Genomic DNA, 17,704 nt, shown 5'->3' on the forward strand with positions numbered 1-17,704 from the left:
TGAGGGAGGAAACCAAATGTCGCTTGTGATCGCAGAGCCAGACGTGTTGGCGGGTTCCGCCGCGGAGCTGCTGTCCATCAACGCAGCGATGCGGGCCGGAAATGCCGCCGCCGCCGGGCCGACGACCGCGGTAGTGCCCGCCGCCTCTGACTTGGTATCGCTGCTGACGGCCGCGCAATTCGCCCAGCACGCAAGGCTTTACCAGGAAGTCAGCGCCCAGGCCGCCGCGGTCCAAGAGCAGTTGGCGACCACACTCGGTATCAGTGCCGGTTCATACGCCGCCACGGAGGCCGTTAACCAGGCCACGTTCGGTTAGCGGGACGAATCATGTTCGATTTTGGAGGTCTACCGCCGGAGATCAACTCCGGATTGATGTATGCCGGACCCGGCTCGGGGCCGATGCTGGCCGCCGCAACGGCGTGGGAAGGGCTAGCCGCCGAGCTGCAGACCATTGCGTCTGCATACGGAACGGTGGTCACCAGCCTGATCGACGGACCATGGCAGGGGCCTTCGTCGGTATCGATGGCGGCCGCGGCCGCACCTCAAATCGCGTGGCTCAGCAACACAGCCGAGCAGGCTCAGGATTCTGCGGCGCAGGCGGTGGCGGCCGCGAGCGCCTACGAGGCGGCATTTATCTCGACCGTTCCACCGGCTGAGGTCGCGGCCAACCGAGCACTGCTGATGACGCTCTTGGCGACGAACTTCCTTGGCCAGAACACCGCGGCCATCGCGGCAACCGAGGCGCAGTACGCGGAGATGTGGGCCCAGGATGCGGCAGCGATGTACGGCTACTCGGGTGCATCGGCGGCGGCGACGACGTTGCCGCCGTTCGACCTGAACTCGGTTAGTAGCGGCTTGAACGGGGTGAGCGGTCAGCTGAGCGCGGTGTTCAACGCGGCCAACGGAGCCGCCAGCGGCCAAGGGCTGTACGAGGTCCCCAAAATGCTGTCGAAACTAGCCGGCATGACCAATGAACCGCCGTGGGCGTCCAACCCGCTGAATGTGCTCGGTTTGACCGGGCACACCTGGAACTCGAACGGCGACGGGATCATCTTCAACGGATTGGTTGGCGATGTGGTCGAGGGCTTGACCGGGTCGTCAACCGTGGACGGTAGCTTGGCCGCGGACGTGTTCAACAGATGGGTTTCTCCTGCTCGTCTCGTAATTACCCAGATGAAGGATTACTTCGGACTTGCGCACGACCTGCCGAAGTGGGCCAGTGAGGGCGCCGAGGCTGCCGCGAAGGCTGCCAAGGACTTGCCGGCCGTTCTGCCGGCTGCTATTCCGAATGCAGGTTTGGGTGGGATTGCTGCAGCCGTTGGAAACGCGGCAAAGGTCGGGGCTTTCTCCGCGCCGGCATCCTGGGCAAGCACCCCTGCGGCCACGCCCATCAACGTGGCTCTCAACGGCCTTGCGTCCGGCGCGGCCGCTGAACCCGCCGCCAGCGCATTCGGCGGGCTCCCGCTTATGCCGGGGGCAGGGGCCGGCCGCAGCGTAGCCAACTTCGCCGCTCCCCGATACGGATTCAAGCCAACCGTCATGGCGCAACCACCGCTCGGCGGATAACGCCCAAACGGCCTGTCCCTATCGCAGCTGCGGGCAATAGGCGGTGATCGCCGCGTTGATGCCGGCGGTGGCCTGCTCGGGGGAGATGCCCTGGTTGCCGTTCACCGTCGCGGCGGCGGCATCGTTGGGGCTTGCGCCGTTTTGAATTCCTACGCACACGGCACGGCCGGTTGCGGCGGCAGTTGCGGGGTCGGTGATGGTGACACCGGGAATCTCCGACACGAGATTGAGGAAAGTCTGGTCGGGTGTCAGTTGCTGGGGAGCCGGTTGCACGGGAGCCGGCGTGGCCTGAGCGCGCCTCGGTGTGGAGGGCACTGGAGGTGGAGCGTTCTGCGCCGCCGGCTCCACTTTTGGCGCGGGCGGTGTTGACGCTGGTGGCGGGGCCGCTGGTGGCGGTTCTGGGAGTGCTGGCGCCGGCTGGGCCAACGTTGGGGGAGCGGCGGGTTGTTCAGCAGGGGCGGCGTCGTTATCGATCGGGTAGCCACTGGCGCCGGCAGCCGCGAGCGCAATCACCGTCGATGCCGCCGCGAAGATTCGCCAGGGTTTGTGTTGTCGTTGTTTGTCGTTGTCCGTCAACACCGTTGGTGCAACTGTCGGCTTGTCGGGTCTGATCGCCAGCGGTCTCGGCATTGTCGAAGCCGAAGCTGTCGGGTGTCTGCCGGAGCGGGCTGCCCGTGCGAACTCGTCGGCGAAATCTATGCACCGGGGGAATCGATCGGCGGGATCCTTGGCCAGGGCTACCGCAAGCACCGGGTCGAAAACCCTGAGCTTGGGTCGGGTTTCGGCCAATGGGGGAGGCGGGGTGGTCAGGTGGCGGCCGATGACGACGGCCGGGTTGCTGTGCGGGAAGAGTGTTGACCCGGTCAGCAGATGGTAGGCGGTGGCCGCTAGCGCGTACTGGTCGGCGCGGCCGTCCATTGGTTCGTCGGTCAGTTGTTCTGGCGCCGCGTAGGGAAACGTGCCGATGGTCATATTGGTCGCGGTCAGACCGCTGGCGTCAAAGATATTGCGCGCTATGCCGAAGTCGCCCAACAGGATTCGTTGGTCGCCTTCCTCCGGTTGGCTGAGCAGGATGTTCGCGGGGCCGACGTCGCGATGCAGAAGATCATGGTGCTGATGCGCATAGTCGAGTGCGCTGGCGATCGCCGCGATTATCGTGGCCACCGCGCCTGCCGGCATACCGACCGGATAGTGGTTGCGCAACAAACTCGCCGCATCGGTTCCGTCGACGAAGTCCATCGAGATCCATAGCTGTCCGTTGAATTCGCCACGGTCGTTGACGCGCACGATGTTCGGATGCCACAGCGCGGCAGCCAGGTCCGCCTCTCTGATGAATCTGCGGCGATAGTCGTCGTCGGCAGACACGGCATTGCCCAACACCTTGAGCGCTTCGCGGCGGGGCAACCGTGGGTGCTCGGCGAGATAGACCTCGCCCATACCGCCGGATCCCAGGAACCGAACGATGGTGTACCCGGCAAACACGTCGCCGACGTTCAATCCGACGTCGTGGCCTCGATCAACTATCCCAGTCATTGCAAAGTCCGTCATCGCGATGCCTAGCACTGCCTCAACGCATGCTGCAATTACTGTATACCAGCAGTTAATTAACAGGCCATTTTTCGTTCACCTGAAATTCACCTGAATTCGCCGCTGGCGACCCCTATCAGAAGGGTGGTTCGTCGGGTAGGGGAGCTGGCATGGGTTCGTTGGGTGTCCAGTCCGGTGGGAGTTCTTCGGGCTCGCGTGGATCGTTGACCCAGCGGCAGAATGGGCTGGTGCTCGGTGTGTGCTTGAACACAAAGAGCATGTCGCGCATGTGGTTTCGGAAGCGCCGGTCGGCGATTTCGCGGTCGCGGGCGCGGGCCAGCCACCGCTCGTACTCGTTGACCGGGCGCTGCTCGCGGTTGTGCTTGCGCGCGCGAGTGATTCGGCTGGCGCGCTGGGCCGAGCGGCTGCGCCGGTTAGGTATCGGTGGCGCGCACGGCGGTTGTCGCATCGGCCCGAACAAATCCACTCCAGCCGGAGCGGTGCGATAGGTATGCCCGCTCGGCGAGGTCCACACCACGGTGCCATCGGCAAGTTGTTCGTCACGCCAGCCACCAAAGGTTTTCAGCCGATGATGCTGACGGCACAGGCATTTGAGGTTTTCAAACACCGTCAAGCCACCGGCGGCGGGATCGGTGTGGTTGAACGCGATGCTGTGGTCGAGGTCGCAGATTGCCGCGGGCCGGGCACAGCCGGGGAAGCGACACGTCAAATCCCGACACCGCACCGCGCGTTCCAGCGCCGCCGACGGTTGATAACGCAACGCCTCCAGCGGGCTGGTGGCCGGATTGATCACCTGCAGCGCCGCGCTGGCCACCAGATCCCGCACCTGTTCGGCATCGATGACCCCGTAGCCCTGTAGGTAGCCGGGCTGGCTGCTGGTGCCGTACACGGTGTCGGCGCTGGCGACCACATTGATCACCACCCGGTGCCCAGCGCCCTCGGTGTCGCTACGGCGCGGGCACTGCGGCTGCCCACAGGCACAGCCCAGCACTCGGCTGTCGGTGAGACAGCCCAGCGCATCGGCGCGACGCTGATCCATCGTCCGCCCATCACCGCGGCACACCTGCTTCGCCAACTGCGCCAACCGCCGATCAAACGCGGTGGCCACACCGGCCTCCACCGTGCCGTACACCTCGGCCATCCCGTTCTCCAGCGCACGGATCCCGAGATGGCGGTCGGCGTGGGCGGCGCCCTGGCGCTCGCGGGCGGCATCGGGATCCAGCATGCGCACCGCGGCATCCACGGCGTTGATGATGCGCTGCCGCGACCACCCCTGCCAGGCGCCGATGCTTTCGGCCAGCGACGCGTCCAGGCGCGCGATCAACTCCGCAGTGACCACGGTGCGCCCGATGATCAATCGCACCGTGCGCCAATCGGTACGCCCCTGCGCCAACAACGCCGCCATCGCGGGCAACCGCACGTCCAACGCCTCAGCGTGTGACACCAGATAGCTGGCCGCCAGCGGCGACAGATTCATCGCCGCAGCCACCTCGGCCTTGGCTTGGTCAAACCCATCGATCTCGGCATGCTCCACCCGGCCCGCAACCCGCTCGGCCGCGGCCACCCGACCCCGCAGCAACGCCGCCACCGCCGCCATCCGCCGCGCCACCAACATCGACTCCTGCCGATACGTTGCCTCGACCTCGGCCACCAACGCGGCGGGGCTCAGCCCCCCCAAGGATTCGAACATACATTCGACTATAAATCAGAGGTCTGACAACACTGCTCTACGGCGTCACCAGAATCTTGCAATGCCGCTCAGGGTCGGCGAGGTCATCGAACGCGGCGCCTACCTCCTCGAGGCCAATCTCGCCGGTAATCATTGGGGTGACGTCGATCTCGCCCTCGGCCAGCGCACGCAACGACGCGGCGAACTCATCGGGCTCATAGGCGTTGACGAACTGCAGGCTGATCTCTTTGCCTATCGCGAAGAACGGATGCAGGGTGTCGGCCTGCATGCATACCCCGGCCACGACCAACCGGGTACCGCGCCGGGCCCGCCTGATTACGTCGCCGATGATGCCCGGCACGCCGACCGCCTCGAACACCACGCGGGCCTTGACCGAATCGAACGGGGAACCCTGCGCCGGGTCAATCGTCTGGTGCGCACCCATCAACGCTGCAAGCTCGCGTCGCTTCGGTGAAAAGTCCGATGCCACAATGGTTTCCACGCCACGAACTCGCAGCGCGGCTACCACCGCGATGCCGATCGGTCCGCAGCCGATCACCAGCGCCGTCTCACCGGGGTCAATGCCGGATTTGTTCACTGCGTGCAACCCCACCGCCATAGGCTCGGCCAGCGCGGCATGCTTGAGGTCCAGTCCGTCGGGAATCGGTAACAGTAGCGGCGCGGACAGCAGCATCCGTTCCGCGTAGGCCCCCAGCGTGCTGTTGCTGAAAACAATTGGCTCGACGCCTTTTTCGGAAAGTAATACCGGAATCGACGTCACCAGAGTTCCGGGTGGGTAAGTGTCGGTGTCAGGTCCGGCTTCGAGCACCTCGGCGCTGAACTCGTGGCCCATGAACACGTCGCGTCCCACGTCGAGATCCATGCCACGGCCGCCGGCCAGCTCGCCGCTCAGCTCCACCACTTCGGCACCGTGTGCGGCGAAATGCAGGTCGGAACCGCAGATTCCGCACGCGCGTACCTGGACCAGCACCTGCCCTGGCCCCGGCACCGGGTCGGGCACGTCATCTCGGTAGACCATGCGGCCGCCGCGCAAAACCGACGCGCGCATCAGCTGCTCTCCCGTTCGTGTTCGGAGACGTGCTCGGTGATTGCCTGCACGACGGCCTGACCGGCGCGCCCGATCAGTTCGTCGCGTTTGGCCCTCGCCCAGCCGTGCGACGCTCGTGAGGCTTCGAGCTGTCCCTTGAAGTACGGAATCACCTTACGGGCGAACAGATCATAGGAATGAAAAGTGTTTTGGGGCGACGCCCAGTCATGGCCGAGCAGCAGCAGAGTCCCGAAGCCACCCGAGCGCTCCAATAGGTCTTCGATGTGAGCGATCGCGTCGTCGGGAGTACCGATACAACAATTGCCTGCGGCCGCATACGCTTCGACGAACTCGTAGGGAGACTGCCCGCCTTCAACGCTGTTTGCCAACGGCACAAAGCCGGCCGCGCCAAAGTATTCCGAGAATTCGGGCAAGCCGTAAGTGCAGTCGGCAATCGCCTGCTCGCGACTGTCGGCTAAATGCATGATCGAAAGAACCCGCCAGTCAGCCCGATTCGGCTCATCCCGGCCTACCTTGGCGGCTTGCTCACGCACCACGTCCCAGGTGGTCTCCAGCGCCGCGTAGCCGCCCGGAACCGACATGGACAGCGACAACAGCGACGTGCCCAGCGTACCGGCCAGTCGCGGCCCGGATGGGGAAATCATTGCCGCTGTAAATATTTCGGGATACGGCCAGGTGTACGGCCGAATGTGCAATTGCGCCTCGCGCAGCGTGAACCAGTCGGAGTGGCGGTCGATGCGCTCGTCGGGTGCGGCCCGGAACAGCGCCAGGATCGCCTCCAGGGATTCCTGCATCATCCGCCGCTGATCGATCGGGTCGATCCCCATCATGTAGGCGTCCGACGGCAGTGCACCGGGCCCAGTGCCGAACATGACGCGTCCGCGAGTCAGATGGTCCAACAGCACCCAGCGGTCGGCGACCATCAGCGGATGGTGGTAAGGCAGCGAGACCACTCCGGTGCCGAGCCGGATGTGCTTGGTGCGCTCCGCCGCCGCCGCGATGAAGACTTCCGGGCAGGCGATCAGCTCGTAGCCACCGGAGTGGTGCTCGCCGAACCAGGCCTCGTCGTATCCGAGACGATCCAGTGCGACGACACGATCCATGTCATATTCCAGTGCCACCGTGGGGGATTGGCCCGTCGGGTGAAATGGTGTGATGAAAACGCCGAAACGCATCGGTGCGCCCGTCACCAGTTCATCTCCTTGAGGAACTCGAGGAGTCTCGCGTTGACTTCGTCGGGCCGCTCCTGCTGCAACCAATGTCCGGCGCCGTCGAGCATCACTTCGCGGTACGGGCCGGTGATCACTTGCGAAGCGCGATCGCGTCGGGTGAATGTCAGCACTGGGTCCGCCGTCCCCCCGATGAACAGACACGGCACACCGATTGTGGCGCCGTCGATTTCGGCCGTCGTCTCCCAGTTGCGGTCGAAGTTGCGATACCAATTCAGGCCGCCGGTGAAACCGGTGCGAGTGAACTCGCTGATGTAATGGTCGAGTTCGTCCTGACTGAGCCAGGTCGGCAGCGCCTCGGGTTCGGGCAGCCGATCGATGAAACCTTCGGGCCCCGGCGCGACCATCCGCAGAGCCGACCTCTCGTCCCCGGGCAGCTGCAAACCGCCCAGCATCCTGCGCATCGTGCGGGCCGGGTCGCCGTTGAGTTCGGCGTCAGCGACACCGGGCTCCTGGAAATAGAGAATGTAGAAGAAGTTCTCGCCGAACCGGTCGCGAAGCGCTTTCGTCGGGGCCGTCCGTGGCCGCGGCACCACGGGCACGCTCAGTGCGGCCACCCCGGCGACCCGGTCCGGGTGTAGCAGCGGGGCATTCCACACCACTATTGCGCCCCAGTCGTGACCAACCCATACCGCGCGTTCGGCGCCGACGTCGTCGAGCAGACCGACCATGTCGGCGGTCAATTCGTGAATGTTGTAGGCCTCGATGGCATCCGGGCGCGACGAGCCGCCGTAACCGCGCTGATCCGGCGCCAGCACGTGGTAGCCGGCCTCGGCAAGGGCGGGAATCTGGTGTCGCCATGAGTAGGCGAGTTCGGGAAAGCCGTGGGCCAGTAGGACCACGGGCGCGCCCCGGTCGCCGGCCTCAATGACGCGCAGCTGCACACCGTTGGTCTCCACTAACCGTTCGGTTGATAAACGCATCGTCTCACCAAATCACAACGGCGTTGGGCAGAGAAGGCCTCGGCGGGCATCATATTGATCCATGCGGCTGGACCACGTTGTGCTGTGGACGAAGGACGTGCGGGCCTCGATGGAGTTCTACACGAAAGTGGTCGGGCTGACGCCGGTGCGGTTCGACGAGTTCGAAGCCGGCGAAGCCCCGTTTCCCAGCGTGCGGGTGAGCGAGGACTCCATCATCGACCTGATGTCATCCGAAGGTGCGGCCGTCACCGAGTCGATGACGAAGGTCGACGGGAGTGCCGGCCACCGGGTCAACCATGTCTGCCTGGCGATGTCGAAGGCCGAATACGACGCGCTGGATCAACGTCTTCAGGCAGAGGGAATCGACACCAGCGCCCGGTTGAACCACTCCTTCGGGGCGCAAGGGTGGGCGCCGCAGGGGTACTACTTCGCTGATCCGGACGGCAATGTGGTCGAGGCGCGCTACTACCGGTGACTACCGCGGTTAGGCGATTCTGGTCTCGACGATTGGATTCGGCCTCGACGGCTTTGATCTCCTGATCATCAGCTTTGTGCTGTCTCGCGGGGCCGTTCTGACCTGACCTGCCGTGTTGTTTGCCGTCTCGGGAACGGCAGTGGGAACCACCGGTCGTTGGACGCTCGTTGGAGGGGCGGGATGCTGGCGGCCCGCTGCGCCCGGGATTCCCCGGGCTGGCGATCGCCAGGAGCGGTAGCCTTGATTTTTCCAGCTGCGTATATACGGAAGGACCTGGCCGGCACGGCCGATGATTAATGAACCGGAAAAACGTGATCCGCACCATCACGGCGATTGCTGTCGTAGTGCTGCTCGGCTGGTCGTTCTTCTACTTCAGCGACGACACCCGCGGTTATAAGCCCGTCGACACCTCGGTGGCGATGTCCCAGATCAACAGCGACAACGTCAAGAGCGCGCAGATCGACGACCGGGAACAGCAGCTGCGATTGACCCTGAAAAAGGGCAATAACGACACCGACAATTCCGACAAGATCATCACCAAGTACCCCAGCGGGTACGCCGTCGACCTGTTCAACGCCCTGAACGCCAAGAACGCCAAGGTCAGCACCGTCGTCAACGAGGGCAGCATCCTGGGCGAGCTGCTCGTCTACGTACTGCCGCTGCTGTTGCTGGTGGGACTTTTCGTGATGTTCTCCCGCATGCAGGGCGGCGCCCGAATGGGCTTCGGCTTCGGCAAATCGCGTGCCAAACAGCTCTCCAAAGACATGCCGAAAACCACCTTCGCCGATGTCGCCGGCGTCGACGAGGCGGTCGAGGAGCTCTACGAAATCAAGGACTTCCTACAGAACCCCAGCAGGTACCAGGCCCTTGGCGCCAAGATTCCCAAGGGCGTGCTGCTCTATGGGCCGCCGGGAACCGGCAAGACGCTGCTGGCCCGCGCCGTCGCCGGCGAAGCTGGAGTGCCGTTCTTCACCATCTCCGGCTCCGACTTCGTCGAGATGTTCGTCGGCGTCGGCGCCTCCCGGGTGCGAGACCTGTTCGAGCAGGCCAAGCAGAACAGCCCGTGCATCATCTTCGTCGACGAGATCGACGCGGTCGGCCGCCAACGAGGCGCCGGCCTGGGCGGTGGCCATGACGAACGCGAGCAGACGCTGAACCAGCTGCTGGTCGAGATGGATGGTTTCGGCGATCGCGCCGGTGTCATCCTTATCGCCGCGACCAACCGGCCCGACATCCTCGACCCCGCACTGCTGCGGCCCGGCCGCTTCGACCGGCAGATCCCGGTGTCCAACCCCGACCTGGCCGGGCGCCGGGCGGTCCTGAGAGTGCACTCCAAGGGCAAGCCGATCGCCGACGACGCCGACCTCGACGGGCTGGCCAAGCGGACCGTCGGCATGACCGGCGCCGACCTAGCCAACGTCATCAACGAAGCGGCGCTGCTGACCGCCCGGGAGAACGGCACCGTCATCACCGGCCCCGCGTTGGAAGAAGCCGTCGACCGGGTCATCGGCGGCCCCCGCCGCAAGGGCCGCATCATCAGCGAGCACGAAAAGAAGATCACCGCCTATCACGAGGGTGGCCACACCCTGGCGGCCTGGGCGATGCCCGACATCGACCCGGTCTACAAGGTCACGATCCTGGCCAGGGGCCGAACCGGCGGGCACGCCGTCGCGGTGCCCGAAGAAGACAAGGGCCTGAGAACTCGTTCGGAGATGATCGCCCAGCTGGTGTTCGCGATGGGTGGTCGCGCCGCGGAGGAGTTGGTGTTCCGCGAGCCGACGACGGGCGCGGTGTCCGACATCGAGCAGGCCACCAAGGTTGCCCGGGCGATGGTCACCGAGTACGGCATGAGCGCCAGGCTCGGCGCCGTCAAGTACGGCACCGATCACGGTGACCCGTTCCTCGGCCGTACCATGGGCACCCAGCCGGACTACTCGCACGAAGTGGCCCGCGAGATCGACGAAGAGGTGCGCAAGCTCATCGAGGCCGCGCACACCGAAGCGTGGGAAATCCTCACCGAATACCGCGACGTGCTCGACACCCTGGCCGGCGAGCTGCTGGAAAAAGAAACGCTGCACCGGCCTGAGTTGGAGGGCATCTTCGCCGACGTCGAAAAGCGGCCCCGGCTCACCATGTTCGACGACTTCGGTGGCCGGATCCCGTCGGACAAGCCCCCGATCAAGACGCCCGGGGAGCTGGCGATCGAGCGCGGCGAGCCCTGGCCCCAGCCGCTTCCGGAGCCGGCGTTCAAGGCGGCTATCGCACGGGCCACCAAGGCTGCGGAGGCCGCGGAGAGCGAAGCGGGCCAAACCAACCACGGCGCCAACGGTTCGCACGGTTCCGGTCAGACGCCGACCCAGCCCGATTACGGTGCCCCGGCCGGCTGGCATGCGCCGGGATGGCCGCCGCAATCGCCCAATCGCACGCAACCGGCCTCCTACCCGGCTTATCCTCCTGACCATGATCGGTCAGTTCCGGCGCCGGACGACGATGAATCCGCCGACCAGTCAGGCAAGGATGTAAGTCGGTCCAACCCGCCGGCGCACGGCTAAGGAATGGAGCTTCAATGACGCAGCTAGATTCCCGAGACGCAGCTCACCAGGTCCGCGTGTTCGACCAGCCGCGTGCCGAAGCCGCCATCCGCGAGTTGCTGGTTGCGGTCGGCGAGGATCCGGACCGCAGCGGACTGCGTGACACTCCAGCGCGCGTCGCGCGGGCGTATCGGGAGATCTTCGCCGGGCTCTACACCGATCCGGCCACAGTGCTGAGCACCATGTTCGACGAAGACCACAACGAACTGGTGATCGTCAAAGAAATACCGATGTACTCCACCTGCGAGCACCACCTGGTGTCCTTTCACGGTGTGGCCCATGTCGGCTACATCCCGAACGAAGACGGCCGGGTGACCGGACTGTCCAAAATCGCACGGCTGGTAGACCTTTACGCCAAGCGGCCGCAGGTACAGGAGCGGCTCACCAGCCAGATCGCCGACGCGCTGGTGGAACGGCTGGACCCGCGCGGCGTAATCGTCGTGGTCGAAGCCGAGCACTTGTGCATGGCGATGCGCGGTGTCCGCAAGCCCGGTGCGATCACGACGACGTCGGCGGTGCGCGGCCAGTTCAAGCACGACGCCGCCTCTCGAGCCGAAGCGCTTGATCTCATCTTGCGAAAATGAACCCGGCGCCCATGCAGGTTATGGGGGTGCTGAATATCACCGACGACTCGTTCTCGGATGGCGGACGATTTCTCAGTCCTGAAGGTGCGGTCGAACATGGTCGGACGATGGCCGCCGAGGGCGCGGCCATCATCGACGTCGGGGGCGAGTCGACCCGGCCCGGTGCCGCTCGGGTGGATCCGCGCGTCGAGGCCGCACGGGTGGTTCCCGTCGTCAAAGAGCTTGCCGCGCAAGGCCTTACCGTCAGCATCGACACCATGCGCGCCGATGTCGCGCGGGCTGCCCTGGAAAACGGTGCCCAGATAGTCAACGACGTGTCCGGCGGCCAGGCCGATGCGGCTATGGCGCCGTTAGTGGCTGAAGCCGGCGTGCCGTGGGTGTTGATGCACTGGCGGCGGGTCTCGGCACAGCGCCCGCACGAGGTTCCGGCCTACCGCGATGTGGTCGCCGAAGTGCGCGCCGACCTGCTCGCCGGGATCGACGCCGCGGTGTCGGCCGGTGTCGATCCGGAAAAGCTGATGATCGATCCCGGGCTCGGATTCGCCAAGACGGGACAACACAATTGGGCTCTGCTGCACGGGTTGCCTGAGCTGGTTGCCACGGGTGTCCCGGTGTTGTTGGGCGCCTCGCGCAAACGCTTCCTGGGTAGCTTGTTGGCCACGCCCGACGGTGTGGTGCGCCCGCCGCACGGCCGGGAGACCGCGACGGCGGTGATTACCGCACTGGCCGCCCTGCACGGCGCGTGGGGCGTGCGCGTCCACGAAGTGCGGGCCTCGGTCGACGCGCTTAAGGTCGTGCAAGCTTGGGAAAGCCCCGAAAGGACTGCGATTAATGGCTGATCGAATCGAGCTGCGCGGCTTGACCGTTCACGGCTATCACGGCGTTTACGACCACGAGCGGGTGAGCGGTCAGCGATTCATCGTCGACATCACGATATGGATCGACCTGGCCGGGGCCGCTACCAGCGACGATCTGACCGACACCTATGACTATGTCGAGCTGGCCGCCCACGCGGCCGAGATCGTCGCCGGACCGCCGCGGAACCTGATCGAAACGGTAGGGGCTGAGATCGCCGAGCACGTGATGGACGACCAGCGGGTGCACGCCGTCGAAGTGGTGGTGCACAAGCCGCAGGCGCCGATCCGCCAGACGTTCACCGATGTGTCGGTGACGACCCGGCGCTCGCGGCGCGGCGGGCGCGGTTCGGTGATCCCCGCGAGCGAGGTGTGATGGTCCCGGAGCGGCGCGGATGACCCGCGCCGGCGACGATGCAGAGCTCAGCGATGAGGAGGAGCGGCGCAGATGACTCGCGTTGTACTGTCCATCGGCTCCAACCTGGGTGACCGCCTGGGCTGGCTACAGTCAGCTGTCGACAGACTCGGCGAGGTCATTGCCGTTTCCCCGGTGTACGAGACGGATCCCTGGGGTGGCGTCGAGCAGGGCCCGTTCCTCAACGCGGTGCTGATCGCCGAGGATCCGGCTTGCGACGAGCACGACTGGTTGCGTCGTGCCCAAGCGGCCGAAGAGGCCGCGGGCCGGGTGCGCGGCGAACGCTGGGGTCCGCGCACTCTCGACGTTGATCTGATCACCTGCCACCGGACGGAACCGGGCGGGGCCGCGGAAATCATCGCCAGCGACAGCGACCTGACCCTGCCGCATCCCAGGGCCGAGCAGCGAGCGTTCGTCATGCTTCCGTGGCTGGCCGTCGAGCCCGACGCCGAACTGACGCTCGCAGGCGGGCCGCGGCCGGTGGCCGAGCTCCTCGCCGAGCTGGACCCGGCCGAACGGGAGGGCGTCCGGTTGTACCCGCAGGTGCTGGCTAGCTGATGGGACCGACTCGAAGACGTGACCTGACGGCCGCGATGATCGGCGCTGCGGTGATCGGCTACCTGCTGGTCGGGCAGCTGTACCGGTGGTTTCCCCCGATCACGGTGTGGACGGGGATATCACTGCTGGCGGTCGCCATCGCCGAGGCGCTGTGGGGTCGCTACATACGGACCAAGATCAACGAGGGCGAGATCGGAGACGCGCCGGATTGGCTGCACCCCCTGGCAGTGGCGCGCAGCCTGATCATTGCCAAGGCGTCGGCGTGGGTGGGCGCGCTGGTGCTGGGCTGGTGGGTCGGGGTGCTCGTGTACTTCTTGCCGCGGCGGTCGTGGCAGCGCGCGGTGGCCGAGGACACGGCCGGCGCGGTGGTAGCGGCCGTCAGCGCGCTGGCATTGGTGGTTGCCGCGCTTTGGCTGCAACATTGCTGCAAGTCCCCGCCGGATCCCACCGAGCGCGGCGAGGGCGCCGAAACCTAGCGAACTCAGCGGGTCTCCAAACTGGGCAGCAGAATCGCCGGACTAGCGCGACACGCGGAGTGACCTCGCCCGGTACAGTCAGGCCATGACCGTTCTGTCCCGCGGCGCCCGGGTCCGGCGCGGCGGCCGCAGGCCGGGTTGGGTGCTCTTGACGACGTTGCTGGTCCTCGCAATCGGGGCCAGTTCCGCGCTGGTTTTCACCAACCGCGTGGAACTGCTCAAGCTCGCTGTGATCCTGGCCCTGTGGGCCGCGGTAGCCGGCGCGTTCGTGTCGGTGCTCTACCGCCGGCAAGCTGAAGCCGACCAGGCCAAGGTGCGCGATCTGAAGCTGGTCTACGACCTTCAGCTGGACCGGGAGATCTCGGCGCGGCGCGAGTACGAACTGACCGTGGAATCTCAGCTGCGCCGCGAGTTGGCCACCGAGCTGCGCGGTGCGGCCGCCGACGAGGTTGCGGCGCTGCGGGCTGAGCTGTCGTCGCTGCGCACCAGCCTGGAGATCTTGTTCGATGCCGATCTGCAACACCGCCCGGCCCTCGAGACGGTGGAGAGAGACGGCGCACGTGTCCTGACGGACCGCGGCGCAACCCACACCCAAAACGGGGCCCAGCCTCCGAGTCGGGAGAACCCGCCGGCGGACTGGGTGTCCAGCGACCGGGTCAACGCGGTCCGACCGGACGACACCGCCGGCCGCCCCGACGAAACCACGATCATCGATGTGCCGGAGGAGCCCCTGTTGCCGCCCCGGCAGCCCGCACCGCCGCCCGAGCCGGTCCGGATGGCATATGCGCCGCCACCCCAGCAAGATCCGTTCTACGAGCCGCGCCACCGGCCCCCAGCGCCACCGCCGCCGCCCCCTCCGGTGGCGGCATCCCAGCCGTCGGGTTGGCAGCCAGTAGCCGCTGAAGGGCAGTGGTTGCCGCCTGGTACGCCAGGCAGCCACTGGATATCGGCCGACGCCGGGTCGCCCCCACCGCCCCAACCGACCGCCCCGCCGTCGGGCCGGCGGCGGCGCTACCGGGATGCCGATCCCGACGACGAGGTGGAACCGCAGTTGGGCGACGTCGACCTAAGACCGGAAGGCGCGCCGCAATACGGCGGCCGTCGGTCCCGGTCTCGCCATTCGTCGGACTACCGCGACTACGGGGTGGCCGGTCTGGGCGGTGTCAGCCCGGCAGCGCCGCGACTGGCGCCACCGCCGCCTCCCGAACCCGCGCCCCGGCATCGCAGCCCCGAGGAGGCTCCTCAGGTCCCAGACGAGCCAGAGGGACGAACATCACAAACCGGTGGACAATCGGTCGCCGACCTGATGGCGCGGCTGCAGGTGCAGCCTTCCGGGGGTGGGCGGCGTCGTCGCCGCGATGGGTGAGGCTGGGTCCAGCCGCCCAAATCGACTACAGTCTTAGTGACCGTCCGGTACCCGCGACACGGGACTGGAACGAACGAATAAACATGTGAGGTCGTCTGCGATGGTGCAGTTCGACGGTTTGCGCCCGGCCAGGCTCAAGGTGGGCATCGTCTCCGCCGGCCGGGTGGGCACCGCGCTGGGAGTTCTACTGGAGCGCGCCGACCACGTCGTGGTGGCGTGCAGCGCCATTTCGCACGCGTCCGTGCAGCGGGCGCAGCGCCGCCTGCCCGACACGCCGGTACTACCGCCGCAGGACGTCGCCAGCGGCGCCGAGCTGCTGCTGCTGGCGGTTCCCGACAGCGAGCTGGCCGGCTTGGTGTCGGGATTGGCGGCGACCTCGGCGGTACGGCCCGGCACGATCGTGGCGCACACGTCCGGCGCCAACGGAATCGGCATACTCGCGCCGCTGACGCAGCAGGGCTGCATACCGCTGGCCATCCACCCGGCGATGACGTTCACCGGCTCCGACGAGGACATCAGCCGGTTGCCCGACACCTGCTTCGGCATCACCGCGGCCGACGAGGTCGGGTATGCGATCGCGCAGTCACTGGTACTGGAGATGGGCGGGGAGCCGTTCAGTGTGCGTGAACAGACCCGCATGCTCTACCACGCAGCCCTGGCCCATGCGAGTAACCACCTGGTGACGGTGCTGGCCGACGCTGTCGAGGCATTACGCGCCGCACTGCGCGGTACCGAACTGCTCGGCCAACAACTCATCGACGACCAGCCCGGCGGCATCGCCGAACGCATTGTGGGACCGCTGGCCCGGGCGGCCCTGGAAAACACGCTGCAGCGCGGCCAGGCTGCGCTCACCGGGCCGATCGCCCGGGGCGATGCGGCCGCGGTAGCCGGGCACCTGGCCGCACTGGCGAAGGTGGATCCGCAACTGGCACAGGCATACCGGATGAACGCGTTGCGGACGGCGCAGCGCGCGCACGCTCCCCAGGACGTCGTCGAGGTATTGGCGCCATGAACGCGGGGAAGAAGCCGGTATTCAAGCCCGGCGAGCTCAATGTGTATTCGGCGCCGCGTGACGTCAGTCACGTCACCCGTGCACTGCGCCACACCGGCCGACGGGTGATGTTGGTGCCCACGATGGGCGCTCTGCACGAGGGTCACATCTCCCTGGTGCGGGCGGCCAAGCGGATCCCCGGCTCGGTGGTCGTGGTTTCGATCTTCGTGAATCCGTTGCAGTTCGGCGCCGGGGAAGATCTCGACGCCTACCCGCGCACCCTGGACGACGACGTGGCGATGCTGCGAGCCGAAGGGGTCGAGATCGTCTTCGCGCCCAGTGCGGCGGCCATGTATCCCGATGGCCTGCGCACCACCGTGCAGCCCGGCCCGTTGGCTGTTGAGCTCGAAGGTGGCTCGCGCCCAACGCATTTCGCCGGGGTACTAACCGTCGTGCTGAAGCTGTTCCAGATCGTGCGCCCGGATGCGGCGTTCTTCGGCGAGAAGGACTACCAGCAGCTGGTGCTGATCCGGCAGATGGTTGCGGACTTGAACGTCGACGTCCAGGTGGTCGGCGTGCCGACCGTCCGGGAAGCTGACGGGCTGGCGTTGTCGTCGCGCAACCGCTACCTCGACCCCACGCAGCGGGAAGTGGCCGTGGCGCTGTCCGCGGCGCTGACGGCCGGTGCGCATGCCGCGGCGGCCGGTGCCCAGGCCGCGCTGGACGCGGCCCGCGCGGTGCTCGACGCTGCGCCCGGCGTCTCGGTCGACTACCTGGAGCTGCGCGATCCCGGACTTGGCCCGTTGCAGCCCAACGAATCTGGCCGGCTGCTGGTTGCGGCGAAGGTGGGGACCACCAGATTGCTCGACAACGTCGAAATCCAGATCGGAAATATCGCCGGCACCGCTGGGCCGGACGAATCTCGGGCCGAATACGCCCAAACACATTGGAGGAACTGATGTTACGGACGATGCTCAAGTCGAAGATACACCGCGCCACCGTCACCCACGCCGACCTGCACTACGTAGGCTCGGTAACGATCGACGCTGACTTGATGGAGGCTGCCGACCTGCTCGAGGGAGAGCAGGTGACGATCGTCGACATCGACAACGGTGCCCGCCTGGTCACCTACGCCATCACCGGCGAACGGGGCAGCGGTGTGATCGGAATCAATGGTGCCGCAGCACATCTCGTCCACCCCGGTGACCTGGTCATCCTCATCGCCTACGGGACCATGGAGGACGCCGAAGCCCGCGCCTACCGCCCACGCGTCGTGTTCGTCGACGCCGACAACAAGCAGATCGACCTGGGCCACGATCCGGCCTTCGTGCCCGATGGCGTCCCAGCCAGTATGGGGGAGCTGCTAGACCCCCGGATCGGTGTGCGGTAA

General features: G+C 66.4%; 18 protein-coding genes. 13 read left to right on the forward strand and 5 right to left on the reverse strand.

Annotated features, from left to right (window positions below; translation table 11 throughout):
* Positions 1–16 precede the first annotated feature (16 nt).
* Entirely contained in the window at positions 17–316 is a 300-nt protein-coding gene (locus AWC27_RS08840) for a PE family protein (protein WP_083115798.1), read from the forward strand.
* 11 nt (positions 317–327) lie between these two features.
* Positions 328–1,566 carry a PPE family protein gene (locus tag AWC27_RS08845; protein ID WP_085670130.1) on the forward strand — a complete coding sequence of 413 codons (1,239 nt, stop codon included), beginning with the start codon at positions 328–330 and terminating at the stop codon, positions 1,564–1,566.
* Positions 1,567–1,584: 18 nt separating this feature from the next.
* On the opposite strand, the gene AWC27_RS08850 is transcribed toward AWC27_RS08845, so the two are convergent.
* The 5 genes from AWC27_RS08850 to AWC27_RS08870 all read right to left on the reverse strand — a co-directional run bounded on the left by AWC27_RS08850 (position 1,585) and on the right by AWC27_RS08870 (position 8,004).
* Positions 1,585–3,099 (reverse strand): serine/threonine-protein kinase, encoded by a 1,515-nt coding sequence (locus tag AWC27_RS08850; protein WP_085670131.1) that lies wholly within the window; start codon positions 3,097–3,099, stop codon positions 1,585–1,587.
* Between the two features lie 130 nt (positions 3,100–3,229).
* The gene (locus AWC27_RS08855; RefSeq protein WP_085670132.1) at positions 3,230–4,804 is read right to left on the reverse strand and encodes an HNH endonuclease signature motif containing protein; all 1,575 of its coding nucleotides are present in this window, start codon (positions 4,802–4,804) and stop codon (positions 3,230–3,232) included.
* A gap of 37 nt (positions 4,805–4,841) precedes the next feature.
* Entirely contained in the window at positions 4,842–5,852 is a 1,011-nt protein-coding gene (locus tag AWC27_RS08860; RefSeq protein ID WP_085670133.1) for a zinc-binding dehydrogenase, read from the reverse strand.
* A complete protein-coding gene (locus AWC27_RS08865; RefSeq protein ID WP_085670252.1) occupies positions 5,852–7,027 on the reverse strand; it encodes an LLM class flavin-dependent oxidoreductase in 1,176 nt (391 codons plus the stop codon). The genes AWC27_RS08860 and AWC27_RS08865 overlap by 1 nt, the downstream gene beginning before the upstream one ends.
* 11 nt (positions 7,028–7,038) lie before the next feature.
* A complete protein-coding gene (locus AWC27_RS08870; protein WP_085670134.1) occupies positions 7,039–8,004 on the reverse strand; it encodes an alpha/beta fold hydrolase in 966 nt (321 codons plus the stop codon).
* Positions 8,005–8,065: 61 nt separating this feature from the next.
* Here AWC27_RS08870 and AWC27_RS08875 point away from each other — a divergent pair, with 61 nt between their 5' ends.
* The 11 genes from AWC27_RS08875 to panD all read left to right on the forward strand — a co-directional run bounded on the left by AWC27_RS08875 (position 8,066) and on the right by panD (position 17,704).
* Complete coding sequence (locus tag AWC27_RS08875) at positions 8,066–8,479, forward strand: VOC family protein (RefSeq protein WP_085670135.1); 414 nt, start codon at positions 8,066–8,068, stop codon at positions 8,477–8,479.
* A gap of 296 nt (positions 8,480–8,775) precedes the next feature.
* A complete protein-coding gene (gene ftsH, locus AWC27_RS08880) occupies positions 8,776–11,031 on the forward strand; it encodes an ATP-dependent zinc metalloprotease FtsH (RefSeq protein WP_085670136.1) in 2,256 nt (751 codons plus the stop codon).
* A 14-nt stretch (positions 11,032–11,045) separates the two neighbouring features.
* Positions 11,046–11,654 (forward strand): GTP cyclohydrolase I FolE, encoded by a 609-nt coding sequence (gene folE, locus AWC27_RS08885; protein ID WP_083116339.1) that lies wholly within the window; start codon positions 11,046–11,048, stop codon positions 11,652–11,654.
* Entirely contained in the window at positions 11,651–12,493 is an 843-nt protein-coding gene (folP, locus tag AWC27_RS08890; RefSeq protein ID WP_085670137.1) for a dihydropteroate synthase, read from the forward strand. Before folE ends, folP begins: the two co-directional genes overlap by 4 nt.
* Entirely contained in the window at positions 12,486–12,884 is a 399-nt protein-coding gene (folB, locus tag AWC27_RS08895) for a dihydroneopterin aldolase (RefSeq protein WP_085670138.1), read from the forward strand. The genes folP and folB overlap by 8 nt, the downstream gene beginning before the upstream one ends.
* A 72-nt stretch (positions 12,885–12,956) precedes the next feature.
* Complete coding sequence (folK, locus tag AWC27_RS08900) at positions 12,957–13,481, forward strand: 2-amino-4-hydroxy-6-hydroxymethyldihydropteridine diphosphokinase (protein WP_085670139.1); 525 nt, start codon at positions 12,957–12,959, stop codon at positions 13,479–13,481.
* The gene (locus AWC27_RS08905) at positions 13,481–13,957 is read left to right on the forward strand and encodes a DUF3180 domain-containing protein (RefSeq protein WP_085670140.1); all 477 of its coding nucleotides are present in this window, start codon (positions 13,481–13,483) and stop codon (positions 13,955–13,957) included. The genes folK and AWC27_RS08905 overlap by 1 nt, the downstream gene beginning before the upstream one ends.
* An 85-nt stretch (positions 13,958–14,042) precedes the next feature.
* Positions 14,043–15,323 (forward strand): DUF6779 domain-containing protein, encoded by a 1,281-nt coding sequence (locus tag AWC27_RS08910; protein ID WP_085670141.1) that lies wholly within the window; start codon positions 14,043–14,045, stop codon positions 15,321–15,323.
* Positions 15,324–15,423: 100 nt separating this feature from the next.
* Complete coding sequence (locus AWC27_RS08915) at positions 15,424–16,335, forward strand: Rossmann-like and DUF2520 domain-containing protein (protein WP_085670142.1); 912 nt, start codon at positions 15,424–15,426, stop codon at positions 16,333–16,335.
* The gene (gene panC, locus AWC27_RS08920; protein WP_085670143.1) at positions 16,332–17,273 is read left to right on the forward strand and encodes a pantoate--beta-alanine ligase; all 942 of its coding nucleotides are present in this window, start codon (positions 16,332–16,334) and stop codon (positions 17,271–17,273) included. The genes AWC27_RS08915 and panC overlap by 4 nt, the downstream gene beginning before the upstream one ends.
* Entirely contained in the window at positions 17,273–17,704 is a 432-nt protein-coding gene (panD, locus tag AWC27_RS08925; RefSeq protein ID WP_085670144.1) for an aspartate 1-decarboxylase, read from the forward strand. The genes panC and panD overlap by 1 nt, the downstream gene beginning before the upstream one ends.

The organism is Mycobacterium szulgai (assembly GCF_002116635.1).
GTDB classification, from domain to species: Bacteria; Actinomycetota; Actinomycetes; order Mycobacteriales; family Mycobacteriaceae; genus Mycobacterium; species Mycobacterium szulgai.

Coding starts and splice junctions, on each gene's coding strand:
- ftsH (WP_085670136.1), top strand. CDS start 8,776: ATGAACCGGAAAAACGTGATCCGCACCATCACGGCGATTGCTGTCGTA.
- AWC27_RS08905 (WP_085670140.1), top strand. CDS start 13,481: ATGGGACCGACTCGAAGACGTGACCTGACGGCCGCGATGATCGGCGCT.
- AWC27_RS08855 (WP_085670132.1), bottom strand. CDS start 4,804: ATGTTCGAATCCTTGGGGGGGCTGAGCCCCGCCGCGTTGGTGGCCGAG.
- panD (WP_085670144.1), top strand. CDS start 17,273: ATGTTACGGACGATGCTCAAGTCGAAGATACACCGCGCCACCGTCACC.
- AWC27_RS08840 (WP_083115798.1), top strand. CDS start 17: ATGTCGCTTGTGATCGCAGAGCCAGACGTGTTGGCGGGTTCCGCCGCG.
- AWC27_RS08865 (WP_085670252.1), bottom strand. CDS start 7,027: ATGCGTTTCGGCGTTTTCATCACACCATTTCACCCGACGGGCCAATCC.
- AWC27_RS08915 (WP_085670142.1), top strand. CDS start 15,424: ATGGTGCAGTTCGACGGTTTGCGCCCGGCCAGGCTCAAGGTGGGCATC.
- AWC27_RS08845 (WP_085670130.1), top strand. CDS start 328: ATGTTCGATTTTGGAGGTCTACCGCCGGAGATCAACTCCGGATTGATG.
- AWC27_RS08875 (WP_085670135.1), top strand. CDS start 8,066: ATGCGGCTGGACCACGTTGTGCTGTGGACGAAGGACGTGCGGGCCTCG.
- AWC27_RS08910 (WP_085670141.1), top strand. CDS start 14,043: ATGACCGTTCTGTCCCGCGGCGCCCGGGTCCGGCGCGGCGGCCGCAGG.
- AWC27_RS08860 (WP_085670133.1), bottom strand. CDS start 5,852: ATGCGCGCGTCGGTTTTGCGCGGCGGCCGCATGGTCTACCGAGATGAC.
- AWC27_RS08850 (WP_085670131.1), bottom strand. CDS start 3,099: ATGACTGGGATAGTTGATCGAGGCCACGACGTCGGATTGAACGTCGGC.
- folK (WP_085670139.1), top strand. CDS start 12,957: ATGACTCGCGTTGTACTGTCCATCGGCTCCAACCTGGGTGACCGCCTG.
- folP (WP_085670137.1), top strand. CDS start 11,651: ATGAACCCGGCGCCCATGCAGGTTATGGGGGTGCTGAATATCACCGAC.
- folB (WP_085670138.1), top strand. CDS start 12,486: ATGGCTGATCGAATCGAGCTGCGCGGCTTGACCGTTCACGGCTATCAC.
- panC (WP_085670143.1), top strand. CDS start 16,332: ATGAACGCGGGGAAGAAGCCGGTATTCAAGCCCGGCGAGCTCAATGTG.
- folE (WP_083116339.1), top strand. CDS start 11,046: ATGACGCAGCTAGATTCCCGAGACGCAGCTCACCAGGTCCGCGTGTTC.
- AWC27_RS08870 (WP_085670134.1), bottom strand. CDS start 8,004: ATGCGTTTATCAACCGAACGGTTAGTGGAGACCAACGGTGTGCAGCTG.